Below are 25,609 nucleotides of genomic sequence, written 5' to 3' on the forward strand. Positions count from 1 at the left end.
ATCGAAAGTCAGGCCGCGGGCGCGGTGCGCCACGCGCGCGCCACCGGCGCGGGGGGAATGAGGCCGGCGACGCGCTTCTCGGCGCCCAGCAGGCGTGCGGCACGGAAAGGCGCCGGTCCGTGGCCGGGCGCATCCGCGATGCCCTTCCAGACCGGCCCGTAATGCAGGACGTGCTCCGAGACGACCAGGCCGGCGGCCGCCAGTTGCAGGCGCCACTGGTCCAGTGCGCGCGGTACCAGCCCTGCCCCGCGCCAGCGCAGGCGGTAGGGGCTCCAGGGATTCAGCACGAACAGCCACAGGCGGCCACCAGGCTCGAGCACACGGGAGCACTCCTGCAGCAAGGGTTGCGGATCGCCGGCATCCAGCACGTGCTGGAGCACGATCACTCCCATGGCTTCGGTCGGCAGCGGCAGCGGCAGACCGCACTCGATGTGTCCCCCCAGACGATGCGAACCCGCCGTCGCGTGCAGCCGGACGCCGCGAGTGGCCGGGGCATGCGCGGCGTGGGCGGGGTCCGCTCCCGCCGGAGACACCCACAACCAGGGCTGTGGGGTCCGACTGGTGAGGGCCTGGCTGACCCGGGCATATTCCGACGCGAGCAGCGGTCCGCCATGGCCCGTCCCGAACCACGCCAGGGCATCGGGTTGACGGGTAAACGCGAACGCAGGCATGTTCGGATTGTAGAGGACGCCGCCCCCGGGCGTCCGTTCCCTGCCCGGAGCCTGTTACCCGATGCGTCTGCTCGCTCTGCCTGCCTTCGAGGACAACTACATCTGGGCGCTGGTCGACGACGAGGGCGATGCGCTGGTGATCGATCCGGGCGACGCGGCCCCCGTGCTGGCCGCCACCGGCAACGGCCTGTGGCCGGCAGCGGTCCTGGTCACCCACCACCACCCCGACCATGCCGGCGGCATCGCGGCCCTTCGGGCGCGCTGGCCCACCCTGCCGGTGTTCGCGCCCGAGGACGACCGCATCCCCGATGCAACCGAGCGCGTCGGGGACGGCGATACTGTTGCGGTAAAGAACTGGCGACTGTCCGTGCTGGCCGTGCCGGGCCACACACGCTCGCACATCGCGTTCCACGGCGGCGGCACGGACGGACAACCGCACCTGTTCTGCGGAGACACCCTCTTCAGCCTGGGCTGCGGCCGCCTGTTCGAAGGTACGCCGGCGCAGATGCTCGCATCGCTCGACCGTCTGGTAGCGCTGCCCGACGCCTCGCTGGTCTGCTGCGGTCACGAATACACGCTGGCCAATGCCGCGTTCGCCAGCGCCGTAGACCCCTATAACCCGGCCTTGCGCCATCGCATCGAGGAAGCCCGCGGCATGCGCCAGGCCGGCCGCCCCAGCCTGCCGGTCACGCTCGCCAGCGAGATCGCGAGCAACCCTTTCCTGCGGGTGGATACCGAGGCGGTCCGCGCTGCGGTGTCCCATCGCCTGGGCCGAAATCCCGTCGACCGGGTGGAGACGTTCGCCACGCTGCGGCAGTGGAAAAACGACTTCCGCGCATGAAACAGCGCACGCGCCTTCACCGGGCCCTGCTGGCTGCCGGGCTTGCCGTTGCGACGCAAGCAGCGGTCGCCGCCGATCCGCCTGCGCAGGCGGGGACGCAGGCCGTCCCCGCCCAGCCAGCGATCGAACCGGCCAGCCTTCCCGCCAGTCACCAGCGCAGCGGGCTGGAGATCTACCAGCGCTTCCGCGATGGGCTCGCCGATCCAGAGTGCGACAGCGAGGCGACCAACGGCCGCTGGAAGAAGCATTTCAGCCACGCGCCGGGTCAGCTGGCCCGCGCCGAGGACGACGTCCTGCCACTGTTCGGCTACGTGGTCGACGCCTTGCGCGAGGCGCACCTGCCCACCGAGTTCGCCCTGATTCCGTTCGTCGAAAGCGGCTACAAGCCGGGTGCCCGCAATCCGCAGGGGCCGGCAGGGTTGTGGCAGTTCATCGGCATCACCGCGCGCAACCACGGCGTACCGATGCGCGAGGGGTATGACGGCCGGTTGTCGCCGGTGGATTCGACCCAGGCGGCCGTCCGCTATCTGAAGACGCTGCACGGCATGTTCGGTGGCGACTGGCGGCTGGCGGTGATGGCCTACAACGCCGGCGAGTACCGGGTGCTGCAATCGATGCGCCGCGCCGGCATGAACGCGCGCAATGCCCGCCCGGCCGAATTGCCGGGCCTGTCGGGCATCACCTACGCCTATGTGGAGAAACTGCACGCCCTCGCGTGCATCTTCCAGCAGGCGGAAGACCGCGACGCCTGGCTCCGACAGATGGACCGTCCTGTCCCGCGCCTGGCGGCGCATGTCCTGCCCGGCGACGCCACCCTCGACGCCTGGGCCAGGGCGCAGCAACAGCCCGCCGCGCTGCTCAAGCGGCTCAATCCCGCGCTGGCCGGTCGCTTCAGCCGGGCAGGCAAACCGATGCAACTGCTGGCACCGACCAATGCGGGGGTCACCGACGCCGCAGCGCCAGCGGAAGCATCGGCGGTACCGCCGACCACGGAACCCGATGCGCGGGCTGGCACGCGCTCCGCAGGCCGTACGCATACGGTCAAGAGCGGCGACTCCGCCTGGACCATCGCGCGTCGCCACGGCATCACGACGGCGCGCCTGCTGCAGATCAATGGACTGGCGGCGGACGCCGTGCTGCGGCCGGGCATGGTGCTGAAGCTGGACGGCGACGCCGACTGACCAGGACACGCAAAAAGAAGAATCCCGCCGGGAGGCGGGATTCGGATCGTACTCGACAGCGCAGGCGACTCAGAGGCGCTCTTCGAACACCTTCACCTTGAAGCGCTTGCGCAGCGCGTCAACGTAGGCCTGGGTCGCGATACCGGCATTGATTTGCGCCAGTTGCTGCTGCATGGCCGCGCGCTCTTCCGCTGGCATGTCCGCGATCGCGCCATCGGTCACCTTGTTCACGGTAAACACGGCATAGGCGCCGTCGCCCAACGCCACCCTGCCAGCGACCACCTTGCCGTCCGCCGGTCGACCCGCCGCGAAGATCGCGTCGTTGGCCTCGGCCGTCGGCATCGGCATCCCACGGCGCAGACCCGGCAGTTCGTTGAAACGCAGGCCATCGGCCGCAGCGACCGTCGCCAGCGACTCGCCCTTCTGCACGCGGGCGACCAGCGCATCGGCCGCGGCCAATGCCGCCTTTTCCTGACGATCGGCGCGGATGGCGAGCACCACGGCATCGCGCGCCTTGTCCAGCGGCAACGCCTGCTCCGGCGTGTGCTGGGCCACGCGGATGACGACGCTGTGGTTGGGTGCGATTTCGATCGGATCGCTGATCGTGCCGTCCTGCACCAGCGTGTCGGAGAACGCCGCCCGCAGTACCGCCGGCACCATCGCAATGCCCTGGGGCGCATCCTGCGAGAACGGACCCAGCTTCTGCAGCGACAGGCCAGTGGCTTCGGCCGCAGGCGCCAGCGCGGTCGGGTTCTTCAATGTTTCATTGACCAGGCGTCCGGCCAGATCATTGAACGCCCGGTCGCGCTCGCTGTTGGCCTCTTCCGTCGCCAGCTCACCGCGCACCTCTTCGAAGCTGCGCCCCGTACCGGCATCGATCCGCTTCAGCTGCAGCACGTGATAGCCGAAGTCGCTCTTGACCGGACCGCGGATCTCGCCGTCCTGCATGGCGAACGCGGCGTCCTCGAAGGGCTTGACCATCGAACCGTCCTGCGCGAACGGCGGCAGCTCACCGCCGGCGTCCTTCGAACCAGGATCTTCCGAATTCGCGCGCGCCAATGCCGCGAAGTCGGCGCCTTCGCGCGCCTGCTTGGCCAGTGCGGCGGCCTTTTCCTCGGCCTTCTTCTGCGTGGCGGCGTCCGCGCCGGCGTCGGTCGCGATCAGGATGTGCGCGACCACACGCTGCTCGGGCGACATGAAGCGCGACTTCTCGGCCTCGTAGCGCTTGCGCAGCGCTGCATCGTCGGCCGCCGCCGCGACCGGCAGCGTCGCGCCATTGATCTCGACGTACTCCAACGACACCTGCTCGGGTCGCTTGAAATCGTTCTTGTGGCCGTCGTACCACGCTTTGACCTGCGCATCGGTGACAGGCGCCGTGTCCTCCGCCACCGGCGGCAGCAGCGCAACGCCGATGTCGCGCGTCTCGCCCAACAGCTTCCACATGCGCGTCTGTTCGCCTTCGGTCACGAAGTCGGAATCGCCGATGGCCTGCGGCACCAGCAGCATGCGCAGGCGCTCGCGCTGCTGTTCCTGGAACTGCAGCGGCGAGACCGCCGGCACCTGCGATGCGAGCAGCATCTGGTACTGCTCGGGGCTGAACTTGCCGTCGACCTGGAACGCCGGCTCGCTCGCGATCATCTCCTGCACGGCCGCGTTGCCCACGACGATACCGGCACGCTTCGCGCCCAGCGCCAGCACCTTCTGGTCGATCAGTTGCTCCAGCACCTTGCGCTTGTTGTCCGCGCTTTCGAACTCGCGCGGATCGAACGCATCACCCAGCGCCTGGCGCTGCTGCTGGCGTGCCTGCTCGAACGCCGCGCGGAAGTCCTCCTGGGTAACCTCTTCCCGCTGCCAGAGCATCGACGCCGGCCACCACTGCGGCGCGGACTCCCACCAAGTCGGCGGCGCTTCCACCAGCGCCACGTCACTGGCGGTGCCACCGGTCATGTACTCGTTCACGCCAACGAAGGCGAACGGAATGATCAGCAGACCCAGGATGAGACTGGCGATCCAGCCGGAGGTTTTGTCGCGGAGTTTCTGCAGCATGTGCGCACGGGACCCGAATTCGTTCAGCCGCGAAGTTTAGCGCGCCATGGAGGCGGCGTCTCGCCATCCTGCGGCAACCCTCGAGGCAGGCCGGCCGAGACGTCCCACAAGACGAGGACAGCAAAAAGCCCGCTTTCGCGGGCTTTTTGGGTGAAATGGCGGAGTGGACGGGACTCGAACCCGCGACCTCCGGCGTGACAGGCCAGCATTCTAACCGACTGAACTACCACTCCGCGCTGAGACGAACATTGTAAGACGATTTCAGCGCTTTCCGCTAGACCATCCAACAATTTTTTTAACCTTGCACCGCCCCGATGTGGTGGGTGCTGAGGGTTTCGAACCCCCGACCCTCTCCGTGTAAGGGAGACGCTCTACCGCTGAGCTAAGCACCCAGGGTGATCGCACCCTGCCATCGGCAGCGAGTCGATTAGTTTACGGCATCCTTCAGGGCTTTGCCAGCCTTGAACGCAGGATTCTTGGACGCCTTGATCTTGATGGTGTCGCCGGTCTTCGGGTTGCGGCCGGTGCGGGCGGCGCGCTTGCGGACCTGGAAGGTGCCGAAGCCGACCAGCGTCACGCTGTCGCCCTTCTTGAGGGCCTTCGTGATGCTGGAGATGACGGCGTCGACGGCGCGGCCGGCTTCGGCCTTGGACACTTCGGCTTCGTCGGCGACGGCATCGATCAATTCGGTTTTGTTCATTGAGTAACTCCCTGTGCGGCACAACCGCGGAATGAGTGGCCGGAACCGCGGGCTTCACTTGCCTCACTGGAACCGTCCGTTATGTCCACGCGCATCAAGGCACAGCCTCGTGCATGCGGGTGACGTCGTTATACCAGTGCAAAAAATGCCACGCAAGCCGAAAACCCAGCAATGACGCGGGTTTCAGGGCGATGACAAGCACCGCCCGTCGCATTGTTCAATGCTTCACGCCGGGTTGCTGAGACCCTTTGCTGCGCTCCTTCTTGGTCGCCGGTACCTTCCGCTCGCCGCCCGTACCGCCTGCGGCGGGCACCGGCGCCAATGGCCGCTCCAGCGCGAGATCGAGCACCTCGTCGATCCACTTCACCGGCACGATCTTGATGCCGTCGGTGACATTCGCAGGAATGTCGGCCAGGTCCTTCTTGTTCTCGTCAGGAATGATGACGGTAGTGATGCCGCCACGCAGGGCCGCCAACAGCTTTTCCTTGAGGCCACCGATCGCGGTGACGCGGCCACGCAACGTGATCTCGCCGGTCATCGCCACGTCCGCGCGCACGGGGTTCTTGGTCAGCGCGGATACCAGTGCGGTCACCATTGCGATGCCCGCACTCGGACCGTCTTTCGGCGTCGCGCCATCGGGCACGTGCAGGTGCACGTCGTGCTTCTGCAAGAACTCCGCATCGACGCCCAGGCTCACCGCCCGGCCGCGCACGACGGACATCGCCGCAGAACCCGATTCCTTCATCACATCGCCCAACTGTCCGGTGAGCAGCATGTTGCCCTTGCCGGGCACCAGCGCGACTTCGATCTGCAGCAGGTCGCCGCCGACTTCCGTCCACGCCAGCCCGGTGACCAGACCGATCTCGTTCTGCTCCTCGGCGCGGCCGAAGTCGTAGCGACGCACGCCGGCGTACTTCTCCAGATTCTTGGAGCTGACCTGCATCGCAGCCGCTTTCTTCTTTGCCGGCTTGGGCCCCGCCAGCGCGATCTCCTTGACCACCTTGCGGCAGATCTTGGCGACTTCACGCTCGAGATTACGCACACCGGACTCGCGCGTGTAGTAGCGCACCAGGTCGCGAATCGCGCTTTCAGCGATCTTCAGCTCGTCAGCCTTCAGGCCATTCGCCTTCAATTGCTTCGGCACGAGGTAACGCTGTGCGATGTTGACCTTCTCGTCCTCGGTGTAACCCGGGATGCGGATGACCTCCATGCGGTCCAGCAACGGACCCGGAATGTTCAGCGAATTCGAGGTCGCGACAAACATCACCTCGGACAGATCCAGATCGACCTCGAGGTAATGGTCGTTGAAGGCGTTGTTCTGTTCCGGATCCAGCACCTCGAGCAGCGCGGACGAGGGATCGCCGCGGAAGTCCATCGACATCTTGTCGATCTCGTCCAGCACGAACAGCGGGTTCTTGCTGCCGGTCTTGTTGAGGTTCTGCACGATGCGGCCCGGCATCGAGCCGACATAGGTCCGGCGATGTCCGCGGATTTCCGCCTCGTCGCGCACGCCGCCGAGCGACATGCGTACGAACTTGCGGTTGGTCGCCTTGGCGATGCTCTGGCCCAGCGAGGTCTTGCCGACGCCCGGCGGGCCGACCAGGCACAGGATCGGGCCCCGCAGCTTCTTCACGCGCGACTGCACCGCGAGGTACTCGAGGATGCGCTCCTTGACCTTCTCCAGACCGTAGTGGTCGGCGTCCAGCGTGTCCTGCGCGACCTTGAGATCCTTGCGCACCTTGGTGCGCTTGTTCCACGGCACGCCGAGCAGCCAGTCCAGATAGTTGCGGACGACCGCCGCCTCCGCCGACATCGGCGACATCTGCTTGAGCTTGTTGAGTTCGTTGCGCGCCTTCGTTTCGACGGGCTTCGGCATGCCGGCCTCAGCGATCTTGCGTGCGAGCTCTTCCAGTTCGTTGGGCGCCTCGTCGAGCTCGCCCAGCTCCTTCTGGATGGCCTTCATCTGTTCGTTGAGGTAGTACTCGCGCTGGCTCTTCTCCATCTGCGACTTCACGCGCCCGCGGATGCGCTTCTCCAATTGCTGCACGTCGATTTCACCGTCGACGAAACCGACCAGCAGCTCAAGCCGCTCCCCGACCTCGACGGTTTCCAGCAGGCGCTGCTTGTCGCTCAGGCGCACGCCCAGGTGCGCGGCGATCGTGTCGGCAAGCCGGCTCGGCTCGTCGATCCCGGCCAGAGTCTGCAGCAGTTCGGGCGGCAGCTTGCGATTGGTCTTCACGTACTGCTCGAACAGGCCCATCAGCGAGCGGGCCACGGCCTCGATCTCGCGCGGCTCGCGGGCGTCAGTGGAATCGACCTCTTCGCCTTGTCCATACAGGGAGCCATCACGCTCGACGACATTCGACACGCTCACGCGCGTGGTGCCCTCGACCAGCACCTTGATCGTGCCATCCGGCAGCTTCAGCAACTGCAGGACCTGCGCGAGCGTGCCGACGGTGTACAGATCGGCCGCGGCAGGATCGTCCGTCTCGGCGGATTTCTGCGCCAGCAGGATGATGCGCTTGTCGGCCTCCATCGCCTGCTCCAGCGCACGCATGGACTTGTCACGCCCCACGAACAGCGGGATGACCATGTGCGGGAACACCACCACGTCACGTAGCGGAAGGACCGGCAGGTCGAGGATTTCAGTCTGGGGACGGCGGGGCATGGGGGCTCCAGCGAAGGTCGGAATACGGAGGTGCGTGCGCACCAATGGGCCCGTTATGGGGCCATCGCCGGGGGGATGCAAGAGCGTCGCCAAAACCCCAATGGAACCGGCGACTTGCAGGCGAGCGCCAGAAACTGAACAGGCGCCACGAGGGCGCCTGTCAGGAGAAGTTTTGCGGCCGGATCACTCCGCCGAGGCGACCTTCGGTGCCGGCGGATTCTGGTAGATCAGGTACGGCTCGGACTTGTGTTCGATCACCGACTCGTCCACGACCACCTTGCTGACGTTCTCCAGCGATGGCAACTCGTACATCGTGTCGAGCAGCACCGACTCCACGATCGTGCGGAGACCACGTGCGCCCGTCTTGCGCTTCAACGCCTTGCGGGCGATCGCCGACAACGCGTCGGGCCGGAACTCGAGTTCGACGCCTTCCATCTCGAACAGCTTCTTGAACTGCTTAGTGATGGCGTTCTTCGGCTCGGTGAGGATTTTGACCAGTGCGGTCTCGTCCAGTTCTTCCAGCGTGGCGACGACCGGCAGGCGGCCGACGAACTCGGGGATCAGGCCGAACTTGATCAGGTCTTCCGGTTCGACTTCCGACAAGACCTTGCCGACTTCCGGCTTCTTCTCGGAACTCTTCACCTTGGCACCGAAACCGATACCGCTGGCCTCGGTGCTGCGCTGCTGGATGATCTTGTCCAGGCCGGCGAACGCACCGCCGCAGATGAACAGGATGTTCTTGGTGTCGACCTGCAGGAATTCCTGCTGCGGGTGCTTGCGGCCGCCCTGTGGCGGAACGCTGGCGACCGTGCCTTCGATCAGCTTGAGCAGCGCCTGCTGCACGCCTTCGCCGGACACGTCGCGGGTGATCGACGGGTTCTCGCTCTTGCGCGAGATCTTGTCGATCTCGTCGATGTAGACGATGCCCTGCTGAGCCTTGTCGACGTCGTAGTCGCACTTCTGCAGCAGCTTCTGGATGATGTTCTCCACGTCCTCGCCCACGTAACCGGCCTCGGTCAGCGTGGTGGCATCGGCGATGGTGAACGGCACGTTGAGCAGGCGCGCCAGCGTCTCCGCCAGCAGCGTCTTGCCCGAACCGGTCGGGCCTGCGAGCAGGATGTTCGACTTGGCCAGTTCGACCTCGTCGTTCTTGCTGCGGCTCTCGATGCGCTTGTAGTGGTTGTAGACCGCCACCGCCAGCGTGCGCTTGGCGCGGTTCTGGCCGATCACGTACTGGTCCAGGACCTCGAGGATCTCGCGCGGCTTGGGCAGGTGGCTGCGGGCGGACTGCGCCTTCTCTTCCAGCTCTTCGCGGATGATGTCGTTGCACAGCTCCACGCATTCATCACAGATGAACACGCTCGGGCCCGCGATCAACTTGCGGACCTCGTGCTGGCTCTTGCCGCAGAACGAGCAGTACAGGATTTTTGTGCTGTCGCCGGAACGGCCCTGACGATCTTCGCTCATGCTGGTATTACTCGGTCGCTCAACCTGCCCGGGAGGGCTTGCGGTCGCAGAATAGCACACGGTCCCGGCGTGTCAGCCGGGTCCGTGAACAGGGGGATTTGGGCCAGAAAACCGCTCAATCCGGGGATCAGGCCGACTGGATGGAATCGTCCGGGCGACGCTCAAGCACCTGGTCGACCAGGCCATAGGCCTGCGAATCCGCCGCGCTCTTGAAGTTGTCGCGCTCGGTATCGCGCTCGATGGTTTCCAGCGACTGGCCCGTATGGTGGGACAGGATGGCGTTCAGCTTGGCGCGCAGCGTCAGGATCTCGCGGGCGTGGATGTCGATATCCGTGGCCTGGCCCTGGAAGCCGCCCAGCGGCTGATGGATCATCACGCGCGAGTTCGGCAGCGCATATCGCTTGCCCTTCGCGCCCGCCGCCAGCAGCAGCGCGCCCATGCTGGCCGCCTGGCCCACGCAGATCGTGCTCACGTCCGGCTTGATGTACTGCATGGTGTCGTAGATGGCCATGCCGGCCGTCACCACGCCGCCCGGCGAGTTGATATACAGACTGATGTCCTTCTCGGGGTTCTCGGCCTCGAGGAACAGCATCTGCGCCACGATGACATTCGCCACGTGGTCGTCCACGCCGCCCACCAGGAAGATCACGCGCTCCTTCAGCAGACGGGAATAGATGTCGTAGGCGCGCTCGCCGCGGCTGGTCTGTTCGACCACCATCGGCACCAGGTTGAGGGCTTGGGTTTGAATGGTCATCGGTTCTCGCGCCTGTCGTTCATGGGAAGGTCCGGCCTAGGATAGCCGGACCTTCTGCCCGGGCGGACGCCCGGATCAGTTGCGGATGGCTTCCTGGAAGGAAAGCGCCTGCTCGGTGTGCTGGGCGCGCTCGGCGATCCAGTCGATCACCTGCTCTTCCATCACACGACCCTGCAGACTGTTCATCAACTGGGGGTCGTTGCGGTACAACTCAATGACCTGTTCCGGCTCTTCGTAGGTCGAGGCGATCAGGCGCAGCGTCTCGTTCAGGCGCTTCGGGTCCAGGCGCAACTGGTTGCGACGGGCCACCTCGCCCACCAGCAGGCCGACCAGGACGCGCTTACGGGCAGCATCCAAGAAGCCTTCGTGGGCGTTGTCCGGGATCTGCACGTTCTGGCCTTGGCGGCGAGCCTGCTCGGCGGCCTGCTGGACCATCACGCGGGCCTCGTTCTCGACCAGGCGCGGCGGCATCTCGACATGGGCGTAGGCGGCAATCAGCTGCTCGCCGACTTCACGGCGCAGACGGGTCATCAACGCGCCCTTCAGCTCACGCTCCAGGTTGCTGCGGATGTCCGAGCGGAACTGCTCGGCGTCGCCGCTCTTCACGCCGAAGCTGCGGATGAACTCGCGATCGACCTCGGGCAGCACCGATTCGGCCACGTCGGTGACCTTGACGTGCACGTCAACCTGGCGGCCCGCCAGCTGCGGCACACGCCAGTCGGCCGGGAACGTCACCGACACCGTCTTCTCGTCACCCTTCGTCAGGCCGACCAGCGCCTGTTCGATCTCGCCGAACATCACGCCCGACCCGATCAGGGTGGCGCCCTTTTCGGACCCTTCGGCCGGCATGCGCTCATCGCCCGCCTGCGACCACGTCTCCAGCGCAACACGGTCGCCTTCCTGCGCGCCACGTTCGACGACCTGGAAGGTGCGGCGCTGCATGCGCAGGTTGTCGATCATCTGGTCGATGTCGGCGTCGCTGACGTCGGCGGTATTGCGCACCACGGTGAGCTTGGCGACGTCGACGTCGCCGAAGTCCGGCACCACCTCGAACGTGGCGACGAAGTCCAGCTCGCCTTCGCCCTGCTTCTCGATGCGCGGGTTGCCGGCCAGCTGCAGCTCCTGGTCGCGCACGGCATTGTTGAAGGTCTCGCGCAGCAGGCCGTCGAGGGCTTCGGCACGCACCTGGTCGCCGAAGCGCTGCTCGATGACCTTGGCCGGCACCTTGCCGGGGCGGAAGCCCTTGATGCGCGCGGTGCGCGACAGCTCGCGCAGGCGGCCGCCGATGTGGGTGTCCAGACGCTCCGCCGGCAGGCTGAAGCTCATGCGGCGCTCGAGATTGCCGACCGATTCGACCGAAACTTGCATACTCACTGACTCCTGCGGCCACGGCTCAGCCGGGGCGATGTTGATAATCCGGGACGCCTGGGACGCAGGCACAAAGCCCGTCCCGGCGGAACTTGCTAGTTTCGCCGATTCCGCCGCAGGCTGCCAGCGGGGACGGGATGTCAGGATTGCGGAGCCGCCATCGCGGCCGCTCACGGGCATCGGCGGGGCCGTCTCGGCGCCGGCATGGTGCGAAAGGAGGGACTCGAACCCTCACGGGGGTTACCCGCTGGAACCTAAATCCAGTGCGTCTACCAATTCCGCCACTTTCGCAGGTCGCCGCATTGTACGCATCGGCCCGCCGGACCCGGCAAGAAAAAAGCGCCCGGGGTGACCGGGCGCTTTCGGCTTTGGTGGGCTGTCAAGGATTCGAACCTTGGACCTATTGATTAAGAGTCAACTGCTCTACCAACTGAGCTAACAGCCCCGAAAAACTGGGCGCGTAGTGTACCCGCATCCCTTGCTTGTTACAAACCCTGCGAAGCAGGATTCTTGCATCGATGGGGTGGAAGACGGGATTTGAACCCGCGACCCCCGGAATCACAATCCGGTGCTCTAACCAACTGAGCTACATCCACCACTGAAACCTGTTGCTCCTGCCGAAGTTTGCCACACGTGGCGCGCCCGACAGGACTCGAACCTGTAACCGCCGGCTTAGAAGGCCGGTGCTCTATCCGGTTGAGCTACGGGCGCTCTGTCCGGATTGTCGCATCCCGCCCTTCCGGAACACACCCTGGCGGCACATCAGACTGGTCGGGGTAGAGGGATTCGAACCCCCGACCCTCTGCTCCCAAAGCAGATGCGCTACCAGACTGCGCTATACCCCGACGAGGGTCCCGGCGTGACGTCTGGACGTCAACGAGGTCGCGTATTGTCGGAATCCGCGGCCCGACTGTCAAACGAAACGTGATCGACCCCGGCCTGCGATATGCTCCCGGTCTGGGGACAGCATGTCCAGCAACCACCTGAGGGGACCACCATGCGTAGCGGCAATCCGGCACTGAAGGAATCGACGTTCCTCGACCTTGGCAGCGGCGCGGTCGTTGCGCGCGACGGCGAGGCGATGACGCTCAACGGCACCATCAACAAGACCGGGATCCTCTTGTTGCTGACGGTGCTGACCGCCGCGTTCTCCTGGAACCAGGCGCTGGGCCCGGACGGCCTGCCCGCTCCCGGCTTCGCGGTGTACATGTGGGGCGGCGCCATCGGCGGCCTGGTGCTGGCGCTGATCACGGTCTTCAAGAAGACCTGGTCGCCCGTCACTGCGCCGCTGTACGCGCTGGTCGAAGGCTTCTTCCTGGGCGCAATCTCGGCGGTCTACAACGCGCAGTTCGGCGGCATCGTAATGCAGGCGGTGATGCTGACCTTCGGCATCCTGTTCGCGCTGCTGTTCGCCTACCGCAGCGGCCTGATCAAGGCTACCGAGAACTTCAAACTGGGCGTGGTCGCCGCTACCGGCGGCATCGCACTGGTCTACCTGGCGACCATCGCGCTCGGCTTCTTCGGCATCAAGATTCCGTTGATCCACGAATCCGGCCTCATCGGCATCGGCTTCAGCCTGTTCGTCGTGGTCATCGCGTCGCTGAACCTGGTGCTGGATTTCGACTTCATTGAAACCGGTGTCGAACAGGGCGCACCGAAGTACATGGAGTGGTACGGCGCGTTCGGCCTGATGGTCACGCTGGTGTGGCTGTACCTGGAATTGCTGCGCCTGCTGTCGAAGCTGCAGTCGCGCGACTGAACACAACTCCGGTCTTCATGAAAAGGGCGCCTTCCGGCGCCCTTTTCTTTTCAGCCGTTCGCCGTGCTCGCCTGTCGATGCCGACGCGACGGCCACACCATGAAGAGCACGGTAACGATCGCAAGCAGCCAGCAGTAGTGCACCTTGCCCATCAGCGCCAGCGGCGACAGCCCGGCCAGTGAGGCCGCCAGCAGGATCTGAGCGCCGTACGGCAACAGGCTCTGGACGATGCAGACGAAGATGTCGAGCACGCTGGCCGCACGCGCGGGCGGTACGTCATGGCGTTCGGCAATATCGCGCGCCACGCCGCCACTGATCAGGATGGCCACCGTGTTGTTGGCGGTGAACACATCCGTCAGCGACGCCAGCGCCGCGATGCACCACTCGCCCGTGCGACGCCCGGTGTTGCCACGGGCAAGCCGAGAAATCTGGGCCGCCAGCCAGTGCAGACCGCCGCTGGCCTTCATCAGTGCACCCAGGCCGCCGATGAACAGCGCCAGCAGGGTGATTTCCACCACGCTTTCGAAGCCGGCGTAGATGTCGTCGGTGAAGGTGGGCAATCCGTAATCCTGCGGCCCGAAGAACACACCGAACAGCCCCGCGACCACCAGCCCGACGGTCAGCACGACCAGCACGTCGAGCCCGCTGATCGCCAGCGCCAGCACCAGCACATAGGGCAGCACCAGCCAGGGCGAGGCCGGTTCGGCCGCCTCGACGGGCGAAGCGTCGCCCACCACGGCCAGCAGCGCGAGCGTCACCACCGCGGCGGGCAGCGCGATCTTGATGTTCTCCCGGAACTTCTCGCGCACCGTGCAGCCCTGGGTACGGGCGGCGGCAATGGCCGTATCCGAGATGACGGACAAGTTGTCGCCGAAGGTCGCACCACCGATCACCGCACCCACCACCAGCGCGCGATCGATGCCGGCGGCATCGGACACGCCCAGTGCGATCGGGGTGACGGCCGCGATCGTCCCCATCGACGTACCCACCGCCAATGAGAGGAAGCCAGCCACCAGGAACAGTCCCGGCAGGATCAGCGCGGGCGGCAGCGCTCCCACGCCCAGTGCGACCACCGCATCCACGGCGCCAATCTGCTTGGTGACCATGGCAAAGCCGCCCGCCAGCAGGAAGATCAGGCACATCAGCACGATGTTGCTGTCGCCGATGCCCTGCAGCAGCGTGTCCATCGCCTTGACGCCTGCCCGGTGCGCGATCCACAGACCAAGCGCGATGGCCGGCAGGATCGCCACCGGCGCATGCAGCCGATAGAACCCCATCGCATCGCCCTGCTCGGTGTAATACAGACCGGCGCCGAAGAAAAGCGCCAGGAACAGCAGCAGCGGAGTCAGCGCGAGGGCGCTGGGACGGACGGACATGAACAGGGCCTTCTGCGTGGGCCGCGGATTGTGCGTGCCCTTCGCCTCGCATCCAACCTCATGGATGGGACATACGCAAACAAAAACGGGACGCTGCGCGTCCCGTTACTGTACCGCCCGTCCGAAAGGCTCAGACGCGGCTGGCGATGGCCTTTGCGAACGTCATCGTGGTGCCGCTACCACCCAGGTCCGGCGTCAGCGAATCCTTGGCTTCCAGCGTGGCGATGATCGCCGCGCGCAGGCGCTCGGCCTTGTCCGGCTGGCCCAGGTGGTCGAGCATCTGCGCCGCGCCCAGCAGCAGCGCGCACGGATTGGCAACGCCCTTGCCGGCGATATCCGGCGCCGAACCGTGCACCGCTTCGAAGATCGCCGCATCGGCACCGATGTTGGCGCCCGGGGCCAGGCCCAGGCCGCCGACGAGGCCGGCGCACAGGTCGGAAATGATGTCGCCGAACAGGTTGGTGGTGACGATGATGTCGAACTGCTCCGGACGCATCACCAGCTGCATGCAGGTGTTGTCCACGATCATCTCGTTGGTCTCGATGTCGGGGTACTGCGCGGCGACTTCGCGCGCCACCTTCAGGAACAGGCCCGACGTGGTCTTCAGGATGTTCGCCTTGTGGACGATGGTGACCTTCTTGCGGCCGGTCTTGCGGGCCAGGTCGTAGGCGTAGCGCACGATGCGGTCGGAGCCCTTGCGGGTGATCTTCTGCGTCAGCAGGGCGGTTTCGCCGTCTTCCGAGATCGACTGGCCTTCGCCGATGTAGGCGCCTTCGGTGTTCTCGCGCACGGTGATCAGGTCAACGCCGGAGGCAAAGCGCGACTTGGTGTTCGGGAACGACTTGGCCGGGCGCACGTTGGCGTACAGGTCGAAGTGGCGGCGCAGCGCCACGTTGATCGAACTGAAGCCCTCGCCCACCGGCGTGGTCAGCGGGCTCTTCAGGGCCACGCCGTTCTTGCGGATCGAGTCCAGGGTGGCCTGCGGCAGCAGGTCGCCATGCTTTTCGAGCGCCACCAGGCCGGCGTCGGCGTCTTCATAGGTCAGGCCGACCTTCATCGCGTCGAGCACGTACAGGGTGGCGTCCATGATCTCCGGGCCAATACCGTCGCCGCGGATGACCGTAATCGTCTGGGTCATTGAGTGGGGTTTCCGAACAGGGGCACGCGTCGGACGGGGTCGCGACGGGCGCAAAGGGGAAGAGGTTTGCGCGCCATTATGCCCGAGGGCCCCATGCGGGCCCAAATCGACGATGGTCGGAGACCCCGTGGCGGGGCCGCCGGACACGCTCAGCCGTGGTCGTGGACGGCAGGCGCATCGGCCTGCCCGCCTTCCAGCTGATCGAGGAAATCCACCGCGCGGCGCAGGTGCGGGATGACGATGGAGCCGCCCACCACCAGGCCCACCGAGAACGTCTCGAAGAACTCCTCGCGCGTCACGCCGGCCTCCTTGCACTGGGCGACGTGGTAGCTGATGCAGTCGTCGCAGCGCAGGACCATCGAGGCGACCAGGCCCAGCAGCTCCTTGGTCTTCACGTCCAGCGCGCCTTCCTGGTAGGTCTGCGTATCCAGTGCGAAGAAGCGACGGACGACCTGGTTGGGCTCGTCGAGGATCCGCTTGTTCATCCGCTGGCGGAACTCGGTGAAGGCCTTCACCCGGTCCTGGCTGTCGTCCTGCGCGCTCATGCGGCACCTCCGGCCAACAGCGGCTCGAGCTTGCCGGCGCGGTGCAGCGCGATCATGTCGTCGTAACCGCCCACGTGCACATCGCCCACGAAGATCTGCGGCACGCTGGTGCGATTGGCCTTGGCGATCATCTTCTCGCGCTCGGCGGGGTCCAGGTCGATCCGCACCTCGGTCCAGGTCTGGCCCTTGCTCTTGAGGAAATTCTTGGCCGCCACGCAGTACGGGCAGATGGCGGTGCTGTAGAGGGTGATCTCGGGCGCGGCGGCGCCCTGTGGGATGTCGCTCAAGGGAGTTCTCCGGAACGAAAGGAACAGGCTGCGGTGTCAGCCAATATCGGGCGTATCGGGTCGACTTCCAGTCAAGGCCGCGGAACAGTGCGGACCGTCATCGGTCCGATTAACCACGTATTCACTCGCCCGGGGCAGCGACCGGTCATCCTGATGATGACGCCCATTATCCGCCACGGAGCCACGTTTGCGTCCCTTGCTGCTCGCCACCGTCCTGACCCTGGCCCTCGCGGCGCCCCTGGCTTCCTCGCAGGAGAGCCGCCTGCCCGACATCGGCTCCTCGGCGGGCGAACTGCTGACGCCCGCCCGGCAGGCGCAGTACGGCGGCATGATGCTGCGCGAACTGCGCAACTACGGCTACCTGCTGGAGGACCCGCTGGTCACCGACTGGCTGCAGGGCGTGGGCGGCCGGCTCGGCGCGGACAGCGACAATCCGCAGCAGTCCTACACCTTCTTCATGATGCGCGACCGGCAGATCAACGCCTTCGCGACGCTGGGCGGGTACATCGGCATGAATGCCGGCCTGGTGCTGACGGCCGACCGCGAGGACGAGGTGGCCGCGGTGCTGTCGCACGAAATCGCCCATGTCACCCAGCAGCACGTCCTGCGTGGCGTCGAGCGCGCCCAACGCGACCAGGTTCCCATCCTGCTCGGCATGCTCGGCGCCATCGTGCTGGCGCAGGCCGCCGGTGGCAGCTCCAGCGGCGACGCCTCGCAGGCGGCCATCGCCTCGGCGATGGGGCTGATGCAGCAGCGGCAGATCGACTACACCCGCTCCAACGAATCCGAAGCCGACCGGGTCGGCATCCGTACCCTGTCCCGTGCCGGCTACGACATCGATGCGATGGCCGGCTTCTTCGCCAAGCTGCAGCAGGCCACCCGGGTCGCCCGCGGCAGCGGCCGCGAATCGGTCCCGGACTACCTGCAGACCCACCCGGTCACCACCACCCGCATCAGCGAAGCGCGCCAGCGCGCCGACCAGATGCGGGGCAGCCAGGTCACGGCGACTACCAGCGTGCCCGGCGGCGAGCGGGTGGAGCGCTTCGACCGCAACGCCATCACCCTGCCTGAAACCCGCAGCGACAATCCCCTGCTGCCCATCCCGGTGACCCTGCCCTCGCAGGTGTTCCGCCAGGGCGACTCGGGGCAGTTCGACTGGGCCCGCGAACGGCTGCGCGCCCTCAGCGCAAGCACGCCTTCGGCCGCCGTGCGCGAGTACGAGACGCTGCGCCGCCAGGCCGGAAAGCCGCTGACCGGCCCGCAGCGCTATGGCCTGGCGGTGGCCCACCTGCAGGGTGGCGACACCCGCACCGCGTTCACCGAGCTGCAACGGCTGGCCGACGAGCACGACGACAACCTCTGGGTCCTGCTGTCGCTGGGAGAAGCCGAATCGCGCACCGGCCATGCAGCGGCGGCCAACCATCGCTTCGATGCGCTGATGCAGCGGTACCCCCAGAACCGTCCGGTCGCCCTGACCTATGCCAAGGTGTTGAACGAACAGGGGGGCCGCGAGGCCGGCCAGCGCGCGCAGGCCGTCCTGCGACCGTTGATGGCCCGCTCGGGCGATGACCCGGTGTTCCAGCAGCAGTTCGCCCGGGCCAACGAGCTGGCCGGCGACACCGCCCGCGCCGGCGAAGCCTATGCCGAGGCCGCCTACCTGAACGGCCGGCCGGAGCAGGCGCTGATCCAGCTGCAGAATCTCAAGAAGCAGGGCGACCTGGATTTCTATGCCCGCGCCCGGGTGGATGCCCGGATCGCCAGCATTACGCCCGAGGTGCTGGAACTCAGGCGCCAGGGCGTGCGCGACCCCGACATGGAACGCCGCTGACCGGCGATCGGGCCGCCTGCATGACAGTCCTGCGGCGTGTCATGTAAACGTCACAAAATTGTCGTCTACTGGCGCGGTCCCTCCTCCCCTCCCCGGACCCTGCGTGCAGAAGCACATCCTGATCGTCGACGACGAGCCCGCCATCCGCGACATGGTGGCCTTCGCCCTGCGCAAGGGCGACTACGAACCGATCCACGCCGGCGACGCCCGCGAAGCCCAGAACGCCATCGCCGACCGCGTCCCGGACCTGATCCTGCTGGACTGGATGCTCCCCGGCACCAGTGGCCTGGAACTGGCCCGCCGCTGGCGCAAGGACGCCATGACCCGCGACGTGCCGATCATCATGCTGACCGCCCGTGGCGAGGAGAACGACCGCGTCGGCGGGCTGGAAGCCGGTGTCGACGACTACGTTGTCAAGCCGTTCTCCGCCCGCGAGCTGCTGGCGCGCATCCGCGCCGTCATGCGCCGCTCGCGCGACGATGACGAGGACGGCAGCGTCGCTGTCGGCAACCTGCGCATCGACGGGGCCGCGCACCGCGTGTTCGCCGGCGACACCCCCGTCGCCATCGGCCCCACCGAGTACCGCCTGCTGCACTTCTTCATGACCCACCCCGAGCGCGTCTACTCGCGCACGCAGCTGCTCGACCATGTCTGGGGCGGCAGCGTCTACGTGGAAGAACGGACCGTCGACGTGCATATCCGCCGCCTGCGCAAGACGCTTGAACCGCACGCGCTGGAGAACATGGTGCAGACCGTCCGCGGCTCGGGTTACCGCTTCTCCGCGGCGATGTGACCCTGCGGGTTGCGCGGAAGCGCGGCCGGCGCAGGCTGTCACACACATCTGACACAATCGATCCATGCCCCACGACATCCGCACCGCCTGGTTCAAGACGCTCGGCCAACTGGCGCTGATCCTGGCGGCGGCGATCGTGGTCGGCCTGCTGCTGGGCCAGGTCTGGCCGGTGGTGACGCTGGCCGCGCTCGGTGTGGTGGCGTGGCACTACTGGCGCTTGCGCAAGGTCCTGCTACGGCTGACGGCACGCCAGCGCATGGAGCCGGCGCAGGGCAAGGGCGTCTGGAACGAACTGGATCGCCTCCTGTTCCGCGGCCAGGCGGAAATGCGTACCCGCAAGCGGCGCCTGCTCGACATGCTGCGCGCCTACCGCGCCGCCGCCGCCGCCCTGCCCGATGCCGTGGTGGTAGTGGAACGCAACAGCCAGCGTGTGCAGTGGTTCAACAAGGCCGCCACCAGCCTGCTGGGACTCCAGTATCCGACCGATATCGGCACCCCCGTCGGCGACCGCCTGCAGCCCTTGCCGATGTCGCACTGGCTGGCCGCCGGTCGCAATGCCGAACCCATGCTGGATGCCGCGTCTCCGGTGGACCCGCACCTGCGCCTCAACCTGCGGTTGATTCCCTACTCCGACGAGTACTGGCTGCTGGTCGCACGCGATGTCAGCAAGATGCTGCGGCTGGAGCAGATGCGGCGCGACTTCGTCGCCAACGTCTCGCATGAGCTGCGCACGCCACTGACCGTGGTGCACGGCTACCTCGACATGCTGGAGCCCACGGAGTATCCGGACTGGGCGCCGATGCTCAGCGAGATGCAGAAACAGTCGCAGCGCATGACGCAGCTGGTGGAAGACCTGCTGACGCTGTCGCGGCTGGAAGCGCAGGACAGCCTGCCCGACGAGAACGTGGCGATGGCGCCGATGCTGGCGACGCTGCGGCGCGAGGCCGAAGCGCTCAGCCAGCGTCGCCATACCATCGTGGTGCAGGACGAAGCCAACCTGGACCTGTCCGGCTCCAACAAGGAGCTGCACAGCGCGTTCTCCAACCTGGTCAGCAATGCGGTGCGCTACACCCCGGTCGGCGGCACCATCACCGTCCGCTTCGCGCGCGAAGGCGACGGCGCGGTGCTGAGCGTGCGCGATACCGGCTACGGCATCCCGACCTCGCACCTGCCGCGCATCACCGAACGCTTCTACCGCGTGTCCACCAGCCGGTCGCGCGAAAGCGGCGGCACCGGCCTGGGCCTGTCGATCGTCAAGCACGTGCTGAACCTCCACCAGGCCCGCCTCGAGATCGAAAGCGAGGTCGGCCAGGGCAGCGTGTTCTCCATCCATTTCGGTGCCGAACGCGTCGAGCCACGCCTCGACGTCACGACGCCACACACCACGGACAGCCAGATCGCATGAACGCCGCCCTGGACACGACATCCGCGACCGCGACCGGCGAAGACGCCTTGCGCGATCCGTCGCTCTACCTCAACCGCGAGCTGTCCCAGCTGGACTTCAACTTCCGCGTGCTGGCGCAGGCCCAGGATCCGTCGGTGCCGCTGCTGGAGCGCCTGCGTTTCCTGTGCATCTCCTGCACCAACCTGGACGAGTTCTTCGAGATCCGCGCCGCCACCGTGCGCCACGCGCTCGACTTCGGCCTGCCCCCGGGCGCGGATGGCATGAGCCCGGCCACGGTGCTCAACAAGATCCACGACCGCGCCGCCGAACTGGTGGATGCGCAGTACAAGTGCTGGAACGACGTGCTGCGTCCTGGCCTGGCCGAAGCCGGTGTGCGCGTATTCGGTCGCGACAGCTGGAATGCGCGGCAGACGCGCTGGCTGCGCGCCTACTTCCGCAACGAGATCATGCCGGTGCTGTCGCCGCTGGGCCTGGACCCGGCGCATCCGTTCCCGAAGATCCTCAACAAGTCGCTCAACATCGTGGTGGTGCTGAAGGGCAAGGACGCGTTCGGGCGCGCCGGCCACCTGGCCATCGTGCGCGCGCCGCGCTCGCTGCCGCGCATCATCCACCTGCCGCAGCGCGTGTCGGGCGGCGAGAACGATTTCGTGCTGCTGTCGTCGGTACTGTCGGTCTTCGTGGACGAGCTGTTTCCCGGCATGGAAGTGAAGGGCTCTTACCAGTTCCGCGTGACCCGCAATTCCGAAGTGGTGGTGGACGAAGAGGAAGTCGAGAACCTGGCGCTGGCGCTGCGCGACGAACTGGTCGGCCGCGGCTACCGGCCGGCGGTGCGGCTGGAAATCGCGCACGACTGCCCCAAGCCCATCGTGCGGCAGTTGCTGCAGAACTTCGCACTGCCCGACAACGCGGTGTATCCGATCAACGGCCCGGTCAATCTCAACCGCGTCATCCAGGTGTACGACCTGGTGCAGCGCCCCGAGCTGAAGTACCCCGCTTTCACTCCGCGTCCGCTGCGCGACAGCGAGGCGATCTTCGAGAAGATCGCCGACGACGACGTGCTGCTGCACCACCCCTTCGATTCGTTCGGGGCCGTGCTCGACCTGATCAAGCAGGCGTCGGTCGATCCGGACGTACTTGCGATCAAGCAGACGCTGTACCGCACCGGCAAGGACTCGGCCATCGTCGAGGCGCTGGTGCAGGCCGCGCGCAACGGCAAGGACGTCACCGTGGTGGTGGAACTGCGCGCGCGCTTCGACGAGGACGCCAACCTGGGCGTAGCCGACCGCCTGCAGGAAGCCGGCGCGCAGGTCGTGTACGGCGTGGTGGGCTACAAGACCCACGCCAAGATGCTGCTGATCGTGCGACGCGAAGGCCGCAAGCTGCGCCGCTACGTGCACCTCGGCACCGGCAACTACCACAGCGGCACCGCGCGTGCGTACACCGACATCGGCCTGCTCACTGCCGATCCGGACATCGGCAACGACGTGCACCTGCTGTTCCAGCAACTGTCGGGTCTGGCGCCCACCACCAAACTGAAGCGCCTGCTGCAGTCGCCTTTCACCCTGCATCCGGGACTGATCAAGAAGATCGAGCGCGAAGCCAAGCTGGCCAGGGCAGGCAAGCCGGCGCACATCATCGCCAAGATCAACGCCATCAACGAGCCGCGCATCATCCGCGCGCTGTACGCGGCGTCGCAGGCCGGCGTGCGGATCGACCTGATCGTGCGTGGCGCATGCGCCGTACGCCCCGGCGTGCCGGGCATCTCGGACAACATCCGTGTACGTTCCATCGTCGGGCGCTTCCTCGAACACAGCCGCCTCTACTGGTTCGGCAACGACGGCTCGCCGGAGCTGTACTGCGCCAGCGCGGACTGGCTGGAGCGCAACCTGCTGCACCGCGTGGAGACCTGCTTCCCGATCCTCGACAAGGATCTTGCCGCGCGCGTATTCAAGGATGGCCTGCAGAACTACCTGGACGACAACTGCAATGCGTGGGAACTGCAGGCCGATGGCAGCTACGTCAAGCTGACGCCCGGCGACGACGCGCCGCACTCCGCGCAGGGCACGCTGCTGGCGAAGGTGTGATGCGACCATTGGACGCATCCCGCGATGGCATGCGTCGTCATCGCGTTGAGGCATTGCGCGCCACCATTGGCTAAACTGGTCGCATGGCGCCCCTGACCTCCCCCACCTCCCCGCCACTCCAGGACGGGGACCTGTTGGCCGCGATCGACCTGGGGTCCAACAGCTTCCACATGATCGTCGCGCGCTCGCTGCTGGGTCAGCTGCGCGTGGTCGACCGTCTGCGCGAAACCGTGCGCATGGCCGATGGCCTGGACAGCAAGGGCGGCCTGTCCGCCGCCGCACGCCAGCGCGCGCTCGACTGCCTGTCGCGTTTCGGTCAACGCATCCGCGACATCCCCGCGATGCGCGTTCGCGCGCTGGCCACCAACACCGTGCGCCAGCTGCGCGACCCGCAGGAGTTCCTGTCGGCGGCGGAAGCCGCGCTCGGCAAGCCGATCGAAGTGGTCTCGGGCCGCGAAGAAGCCCGCCTGATCTACCTGGGCGTGGCGCATGCGCAACCGCCGAAGACGAGCCAGCGCCGACTGGTCATCGACATCGGTGGCGGCTCGACGGAATTCATCATCGGCCGCGGTTTCGAGACCCTGGAACGCGAAAGCCTGCAGGCCGGTTGCATCGCCAGCACGCGCCGCTTCTTCCCCGGCGGCAAGCTCTCGCGCAAGCGCTGGAAGGAAGCGCTCACCGAGATCGGCGCGGAGTTCCAGCAGTTCGCCGGCCTGTACCGCAATCTCGGTTGGCAGGAAGCCATCGGCTCGTCCGGCACCAACAAGGCCATCGGCGAGATCTGCGCGGCGATGAAGCTGACCAAGGGTGCGGTGACCGCCGAAGCACTGCCGCAGGTCCGCGACAAGCTGTTGCAGGCGGACCGCATCGAGGACATCGAGCTGCCCGGCCTGTCGAACGACCGGCGCCCGATCATCGCCGGCGGCGTGCTGGTGCTGGAGGCGGCGTTCGAAGCGCTGGGCCTTCAACGGCTGATGGTCAGCAAGGCGGCGATGCGCGAGGGCATCCTGTTCGACATGCTGGGCCGCGGCAGCGAGAACGATCCGCGCGACCTGTCCACGGCGGCGCTGATGCAGCGCTACGGCATCGACGAGTTCCAGGCCGCGCGGGTGGAAGCCACCGCGATGCGCCTGTTCGAGCAGGTCGAGGACCGCTGGGGCCTGGACGACGACGATGCACGCCTGCTCGGCTGGGCCGCACGCCTGCACGAGATCGGCCTGGTCATCGCGCACAGTCAGTACCACGTACACGGCGCGTACGTGCTGGAGCACTCCGACATCGAAGGCTTCTCGCGGCAGGAACAGCAGGTGCTGTCGGCGCTGGTGCGCACGCACCGCCGCGGCATACCGAAGACCGCCTTCGACGCGCTGCCCGACCGCCTGCTGCTGAGCGCCAAGCGCAAGGCTGCGCTGCTGCGCCTCGCCGTGCTGTTGCACCGCTCCCACGACGCCGAAGCCATTCCGCAGCTCGATGCGACCGCCAGCGGCGACCGCCTGGACCTGGTGGTCAGCAAGAAGTGGATCGATTCCCGCCCCCTGCTCCGCTCCGACCTGGTCGGTGAACCCGAGGACATGCAGGGGTTGGGCGTCGCGTTCAAGCCGTTCGTGGCGTGAACACGATTGAAACTCTTCCGGATATCCCAACATGAAATGCACGACCTGCGATGCATCTTTCGGCAAGAAGCCGGCACTCGCCTTCGTCGGAACTGTCAATCGGTACTACTGCGAAAGCTGTCATCACCATTTCTGCTCCGGCCATCTCATCTTAAGCAAGGACTTGGACATCCACTCGGATGCGAGGGCGAGATTCCCAACATTGGTAGGCCAGCCGCGACTTAAGGGAAAGCCGGACGAACGCAAGGAATGCGAAGGGACAGGCTTGTGCCTGCCATGCATTCTCAGGATCTGGAACAAACACTCTTCGCAGGCCGTCGAAGAGACTGGGATCCTTGACCGTGCTGCAGGGATCGCAAAGCTGACAGTGGATAGAGGAAGATCGCTGCTGACGCGCGCGCCCGCTGCGGTCGACCTGGTGAAGATCAGGCACCCTGACGTATTCATCACCTTGAACGAAAAGCGTGCACGCACGTTGCTGCTCCATCAAAAAGACATCACTGCGGATGGCACGTTTCAGGACTTCTGGCTGCAGGACCTTAGAACTTTCGCGCGTGTCTATGCTGTGTCCCAGAAACGCGATGGCGAAACGAGTATTTCGCTCACCGACGTCTACCGCTTGATGGACTGGTTACGCGACCACGAGAACATACCGAAGTGGATCCAATCGCTGGACTGGGATGTAATCGAATCAAGCCCGGGGGCACTCAGCTACGTGAGCGATGTCTGGTCGGTGACGCAGGTCGTGCTGAATTGGAGCAATCCGGCCGTCCTTACCTACCAGGTCGGCAACATGGCCTCCGGCCAGATGACGGGGCAAAGCCTGCTTTCCCTCCTGTACGACAAGGTGAAAGTGAAGCTCGATCTAAACTTGAACCTCAAGGCACCCGTCGTTTCCTACGCCAGCGGCCTGTTTATCCTTCAATTGCTGCAGAGCCGGCAAGCGACAATCGCGGCTCAAGATTGACGCGGGCAGGACTGTTGCAAGTTCGATGTCTCGCTGGGGCAGGTACCGCTGCGCCGCAGCAAGCGGATGTACGTTAGTGTGACTTGAGATTACACTCGGACCAGCCCCGGTTCTGCGG

Annotated in this window: 20 protein-coding genes and 7 tRNA genes; 9 read left to right on the forward strand and 18 right to left on the reverse strand. The window is 66.2% G+C overall.

Annotated features, from left to right (window positions below):
• Window positions 1-8: 8 nt before the first annotated feature.
• Window positions 9-671, reverse strand: a complete 663-nt coding sequence (locus tag ACSQ1W_RS11255) for a methyltransferase domain-containing protein (RefSeq protein WP_192271646.1) — start codon at window positions 669-671, stop codon at window positions 9-11.
• 61 nt (window positions 672-732) lie between these two features.
• Between ACSQ1W_RS11255 and gloB the strand changes: the two genes are divergently transcribed.
• Together gloB and ACSQ1W_RS11265 are read left to right on the forward strand one after the other, a co-directional pair.
• Window positions 733-1,512 carry a hydroxyacylglutathione hydrolase gene (gene gloB / locus ACSQ1W_RS11260; RefSeq protein WP_436043562.1) on the forward strand — a complete coding sequence of 260 codons (780 nt, stop codon included), beginning with the start codon at window positions 733-735 and terminating at the stop codon, window positions 1,510-1,512.
• Window positions 1,509-2,693, forward strand: coding sequence for a transglycosylase SLT domain-containing protein (locus ACSQ1W_RS11265; RefSeq protein ID WP_436043563.1), 1,185 nt, complete (start codon window positions 1,509-1,511; stop codon window positions 2,691-2,693). Before gloB ends, ACSQ1W_RS11265 begins: the two co-directional genes overlap by 4 nt.
• 69 nt (window positions 2,694-2,762) lie before the next feature.
• On the opposite strand, the gene ACSQ1W_RS11270 is transcribed toward ACSQ1W_RS11265, so the two are convergent.
• The 13 genes from ACSQ1W_RS11270 to ACSQ1W_RS11330 all read right to left on the reverse strand — a co-directional run bounded on the left by ACSQ1W_RS11270 (window position 2,763) and on the right by ACSQ1W_RS11330 (window position 12,541).
• Complete coding sequence (locus tag ACSQ1W_RS11270; RefSeq protein ID WP_436043565.1) at window positions 2,763-4,739, reverse strand: SurA N-terminal domain-containing protein; 1,977 nt, start codon at window positions 4,737-4,739, stop codon at window positions 2,763-2,765.
• Between the two features lie 156 nt (window positions 4,740-4,895).
• Window positions 4,896-4,972 (reverse strand) — tRNA-Asp (locus ACSQ1W_RS11275).
• A gap of 84 nt (window positions 4,973-5,056) precedes the next feature.
• Window positions 5,057-5,131: transfer RNA gene (locus tag ACSQ1W_RS11280), tRNA-Val, on the reverse strand.
• Window positions 5,132-5,166: 35 nt separating this feature from the next.
• Entirely contained in the window at window positions 5,167-5,463 is a 297-nt protein-coding gene (locus ACSQ1W_RS11285) for an HU family DNA-binding protein (RefSeq protein ID WP_225583236.1), read from the reverse strand.
• 193 nt (window positions 5,464-5,656) lie between these two features.
• The gene (gene lon / locus ACSQ1W_RS11290; RefSeq protein ID WP_192271662.1) at window positions 5,657-8,107 is read right to left on the reverse strand and encodes an endopeptidase La; all 2,451 of its coding nucleotides are present in this window, start codon (window positions 8,105-8,107) and stop codon (window positions 5,657-5,659) included.
• Window positions 8,108-8,290: 183 nt separating this feature from the next.
• The gene (clpX, locus tag ACSQ1W_RS11295; protein ID WP_192271664.1) at window positions 8,291-9,574 is read right to left on the reverse strand and encodes an ATP-dependent Clp protease ATP-binding subunit ClpX; all 1,284 of its coding nucleotides are present in this window, start codon (window positions 9,572-9,574) and stop codon (window positions 8,291-8,293) included.
• A gap of 127 nt (window positions 9,575-9,701) precedes the next feature.
• Window positions 9,702-10,328: an ATP-dependent Clp endopeptidase proteolytic subunit ClpP gene (gene clpP, locus ACSQ1W_RS11300; RefSeq protein WP_192271666.1), complete on the reverse strand. Its 627-nt coding sequence runs from the start codon at window positions 10,326-10,328 to the stop codon at window positions 9,702-9,704.
• Between the two features lie 75 nt (window positions 10,329-10,403).
• Window positions 10,404-11,696, reverse strand: a complete 1,293-nt coding sequence (tig, locus tag ACSQ1W_RS11305; protein ID WP_192271668.1) for a trigger factor — start codon at window positions 11,694-11,696, stop codon at window positions 10,404-10,406.
• 205 nt (window positions 11,697-11,901) lie between these two features.
• Window positions 11,902-11,987: transfer RNA gene (locus ACSQ1W_RS11310), tRNA-Leu, on the reverse strand.
• Between the two features lie 78 nt (window positions 11,988-12,065).
• A tRNA-Lys gene (locus tag ACSQ1W_RS11315) sits at window positions 12,066-12,141 on the reverse strand.
• A gap of 74 nt (window positions 12,142-12,215) precedes the next feature.
• Window positions 12,216-12,292: transfer RNA gene (locus ACSQ1W_RS11320), tRNA-His, on the reverse strand.
• A 38-nt stretch (window positions 12,293-12,330) separates the two neighbouring features.
• A tRNA-Arg gene (locus ACSQ1W_RS11325) sits at window positions 12,331-12,407 on the reverse strand.
• Window positions 12,408-12,464: 57 nt separating this feature from the next.
• Window positions 12,465-12,541: transfer RNA gene (locus ACSQ1W_RS11330), tRNA-Pro, on the reverse strand.
• Between the two features lie 152 nt (window positions 12,542-12,693).
• On the opposite strand from ACSQ1W_RS11330, the gene ACSQ1W_RS11335 reads away from it, so the two are divergent.
• Window positions 12,694-13,455, forward strand: coding sequence for a Bax inhibitor-1/YccA family protein (locus ACSQ1W_RS11335; protein WP_192271670.1), 762 nt, complete (start codon window positions 12,694-12,696; stop codon window positions 13,453-13,455).
• A gap of 50 nt (window positions 13,456-13,505) precedes the next feature.
• Here the strand turns inward: ACSQ1W_RS11335 and ACSQ1W_RS11340 are convergent, their stop codons facing one another.
• The 4 genes from ACSQ1W_RS11340 to grxC form a co-directional block, all read right to left on the reverse strand.
• A complete protein-coding gene (locus ACSQ1W_RS11340) occupies window positions 13,506-14,831 on the reverse strand; it encodes a Na+/H+ antiporter NhaC family protein (protein ID WP_436043569.1) in 1,326 nt (441 codons plus the stop codon).
• Window positions 14,832-14,961: 130 nt separating this feature from the next.
• Window positions 14,962-15,969, reverse strand: coding sequence for an isocitrate dehydrogenase (locus tag ACSQ1W_RS11345; protein ID WP_192271674.1), 1,008 nt, complete (start codon window positions 15,967-15,969; stop codon window positions 14,962-14,964).
• Between the two features lie 149 nt (window positions 15,970-16,118).
• Entirely contained in the window at window positions 16,119-16,514 is a 396-nt protein-coding gene (locus tag ACSQ1W_RS11350; RefSeq protein WP_436043571.1) for a carboxymuconolactone decarboxylase family protein, read from the reverse strand.
• On the reverse strand, window positions 16,511-16,801 hold the full coding sequence (gene grxC / locus ACSQ1W_RS11355) for a glutaredoxin 3 (protein WP_436043573.1): 291 nt from the start codon (window positions 16,799-16,801) through the stop codon (window positions 16,511-16,513). Before grxC ends, ACSQ1W_RS11350 begins: the two co-directional genes overlap by 4 nt.
• 187 nt (window positions 16,802-16,988) lie before the next feature.
• Here grxC and ACSQ1W_RS11360 point away from each other — a divergent pair, with 187 nt between their 5' ends.
• From ACSQ1W_RS11360 to ACSQ1W_RS11385, 6 genes are all read left to right on the forward strand, one after another.
• Window positions 16,989-18,629: a M48 family metalloprotease gene (locus ACSQ1W_RS11360; protein ID WP_436043575.1), complete on the forward strand. Its 1,641-nt coding sequence runs from the start codon at window positions 16,989-16,991 to the stop codon at window positions 18,627-18,629.
• Between the two features lie 103 nt (window positions 18,630-18,732).
• Window positions 18,733-19,422, forward strand: coding sequence for a phosphate regulon transcriptional regulator PhoB (phoB, locus tag ACSQ1W_RS11365; protein ID WP_162336355.1), 690 nt, complete (start codon window positions 18,733-18,735; stop codon window positions 19,420-19,422).
• Window positions 19,423-19,486: 64 nt separating this feature from the next.
• Complete coding sequence (gene phoR / locus ACSQ1W_RS11370) at window positions 19,487-20,827, forward strand: phosphate regulon sensor histidine kinase PhoR (protein WP_436043577.1); 1,341 nt, start codon at window positions 19,487-19,489, stop codon at window positions 20,825-20,827.
• Entirely contained in the window at window positions 20,824-22,911 is a 2,088-nt protein-coding gene (gene ppk1, locus ACSQ1W_RS11375; RefSeq protein ID WP_436043579.1) for a polyphosphate kinase 1, read from the forward strand. The genes phoR and ppk1 overlap by 4 nt, the downstream gene beginning before the upstream one ends.
• 92 nt (window positions 22,912-23,003) lie before the next feature.
• Window positions 23,004-24,524, forward strand: a complete 1,521-nt coding sequence (gene ppx, locus ACSQ1W_RS11380) for an exopolyphosphatase (protein WP_192273886.1) — start codon at window positions 23,004-23,006, stop codon at window positions 24,522-24,524.
• A gap of 31 nt (window positions 24,525-24,555) precedes the next feature.
• Window positions 24,556-25,491 (forward strand): hypothetical protein, encoded by a 936-nt coding sequence (locus ACSQ1W_RS11385; protein WP_436043581.1) that lies wholly within the window; start codon window positions 24,556-24,558, stop codon window positions 25,489-25,491.
• The last annotated feature ends 118 nt before the right edge of the window (window positions 25,492-25,609 follow it).

The organism is Pseudoxanthomonas sp. LjRoot143 (genome assembly GCF_964252945.1).
Classification (GTDB): domain Bacteria; phylum Pseudomonadota; class Gammaproteobacteria; order Xanthomonadales; family Xanthomonadaceae; genus Pseudoxanthomonas_A.

Excerpts from the sequence above, each read along its gene's own strand:
- lon (WP_192271662.1), bottom strand. The coding sequence starts at position 8,107 with ATGCCCCGCCGTCCCCAGACTGAAATCCTCGACCTGCCGGTCCTTCCG.
- ACSQ1W_RS11335 (WP_192271670.1), top strand. The coding sequence starts at position 12,694 with ATGCGTAGCGGCAATCCGGCACTGAAGGAATCGACGTTCCTCGACCTT.
- gloB (WP_436043562.1), top strand. The coding sequence starts at position 733 with ATGCGTCTGCTCGCTCTGCCTGCCTTCGAGGACAACTACATCTGGGCG.
- ACSQ1W_RS11270 (WP_436043565.1), bottom strand. The coding sequence starts at position 4,739 with ATGCTGCAGAAACTCCGCGACAAAACCTCCGGCTGGATCGCCAGTCTC.
- ppk1 (WP_436043579.1), top strand. The coding sequence starts at position 20,824 with ATGAACGCCGCCCTGGACACGACATCCGCGACCGCGACCGGCGAAGAC.
- ACSQ1W_RS11255 (WP_192271646.1), bottom strand. The coding sequence starts at position 671 with ATGCCTGCGTTCGCGTTTACCCGTCAACCCGATGCCCTGGCGTGGTTC.
- clpX (WP_192271664.1), bottom strand. The coding sequence starts at position 9,574 with ATGAGCGAAGATCGTCAGGGCCGTTCCGGCGACAGCACAAAAATCCTG.
- ACSQ1W_RS11350 (WP_436043571.1), bottom strand. The coding sequence starts at position 16,514 with ATGAGCGCGCAGGACGACAGCCAGGACCGGGTGAAGGCCTTCACCGAG.
- clpP (WP_192271666.1), bottom strand. The coding sequence starts at position 10,328 with ATGACCATTCAAACCCAAGCCCTCAACCTGGTGCCGATGGTGGTCGAA.
- phoR (WP_436043577.1), top strand. The coding sequence starts at position 19,487 with ATGCCCCACGACATCCGCACCGCCTGGTTCAAGACGCTCGGCCAACTG.
- tig (WP_192271668.1), bottom strand. The coding sequence starts at position 11,696 with ATGCAAGTTTCGGTCGAATCGGTCGGCAATCTCGAGCGCCGCATGAGC.
- ACSQ1W_RS11345 (WP_192271674.1), bottom strand. The coding sequence starts at position 15,969 with ATGACCCAGACGATTACGGTCATCCGCGGCGACGGTATTGGCCCGGAG.
- ACSQ1W_RS11265 (WP_436043563.1), top strand. The coding sequence starts at position 1,509 with ATGAAACAGCGCACGCGCCTTCACCGGGCCCTGCTGGCTGCCGGGCTT.
- ACSQ1W_RS11340 (WP_436043569.1), bottom strand. The coding sequence starts at position 14,831 with ATGTCCGTCCGTCCCAGCGCCCTCGCGCTGACTCCGCTGCTGCTGTTC.
- ACSQ1W_RS11385 (WP_436043581.1), top strand. The coding sequence starts at position 24,556 with ATGAAATGCACGACCTGCGATGCATCTTTCGGCAAGAAGCCGGCACTC.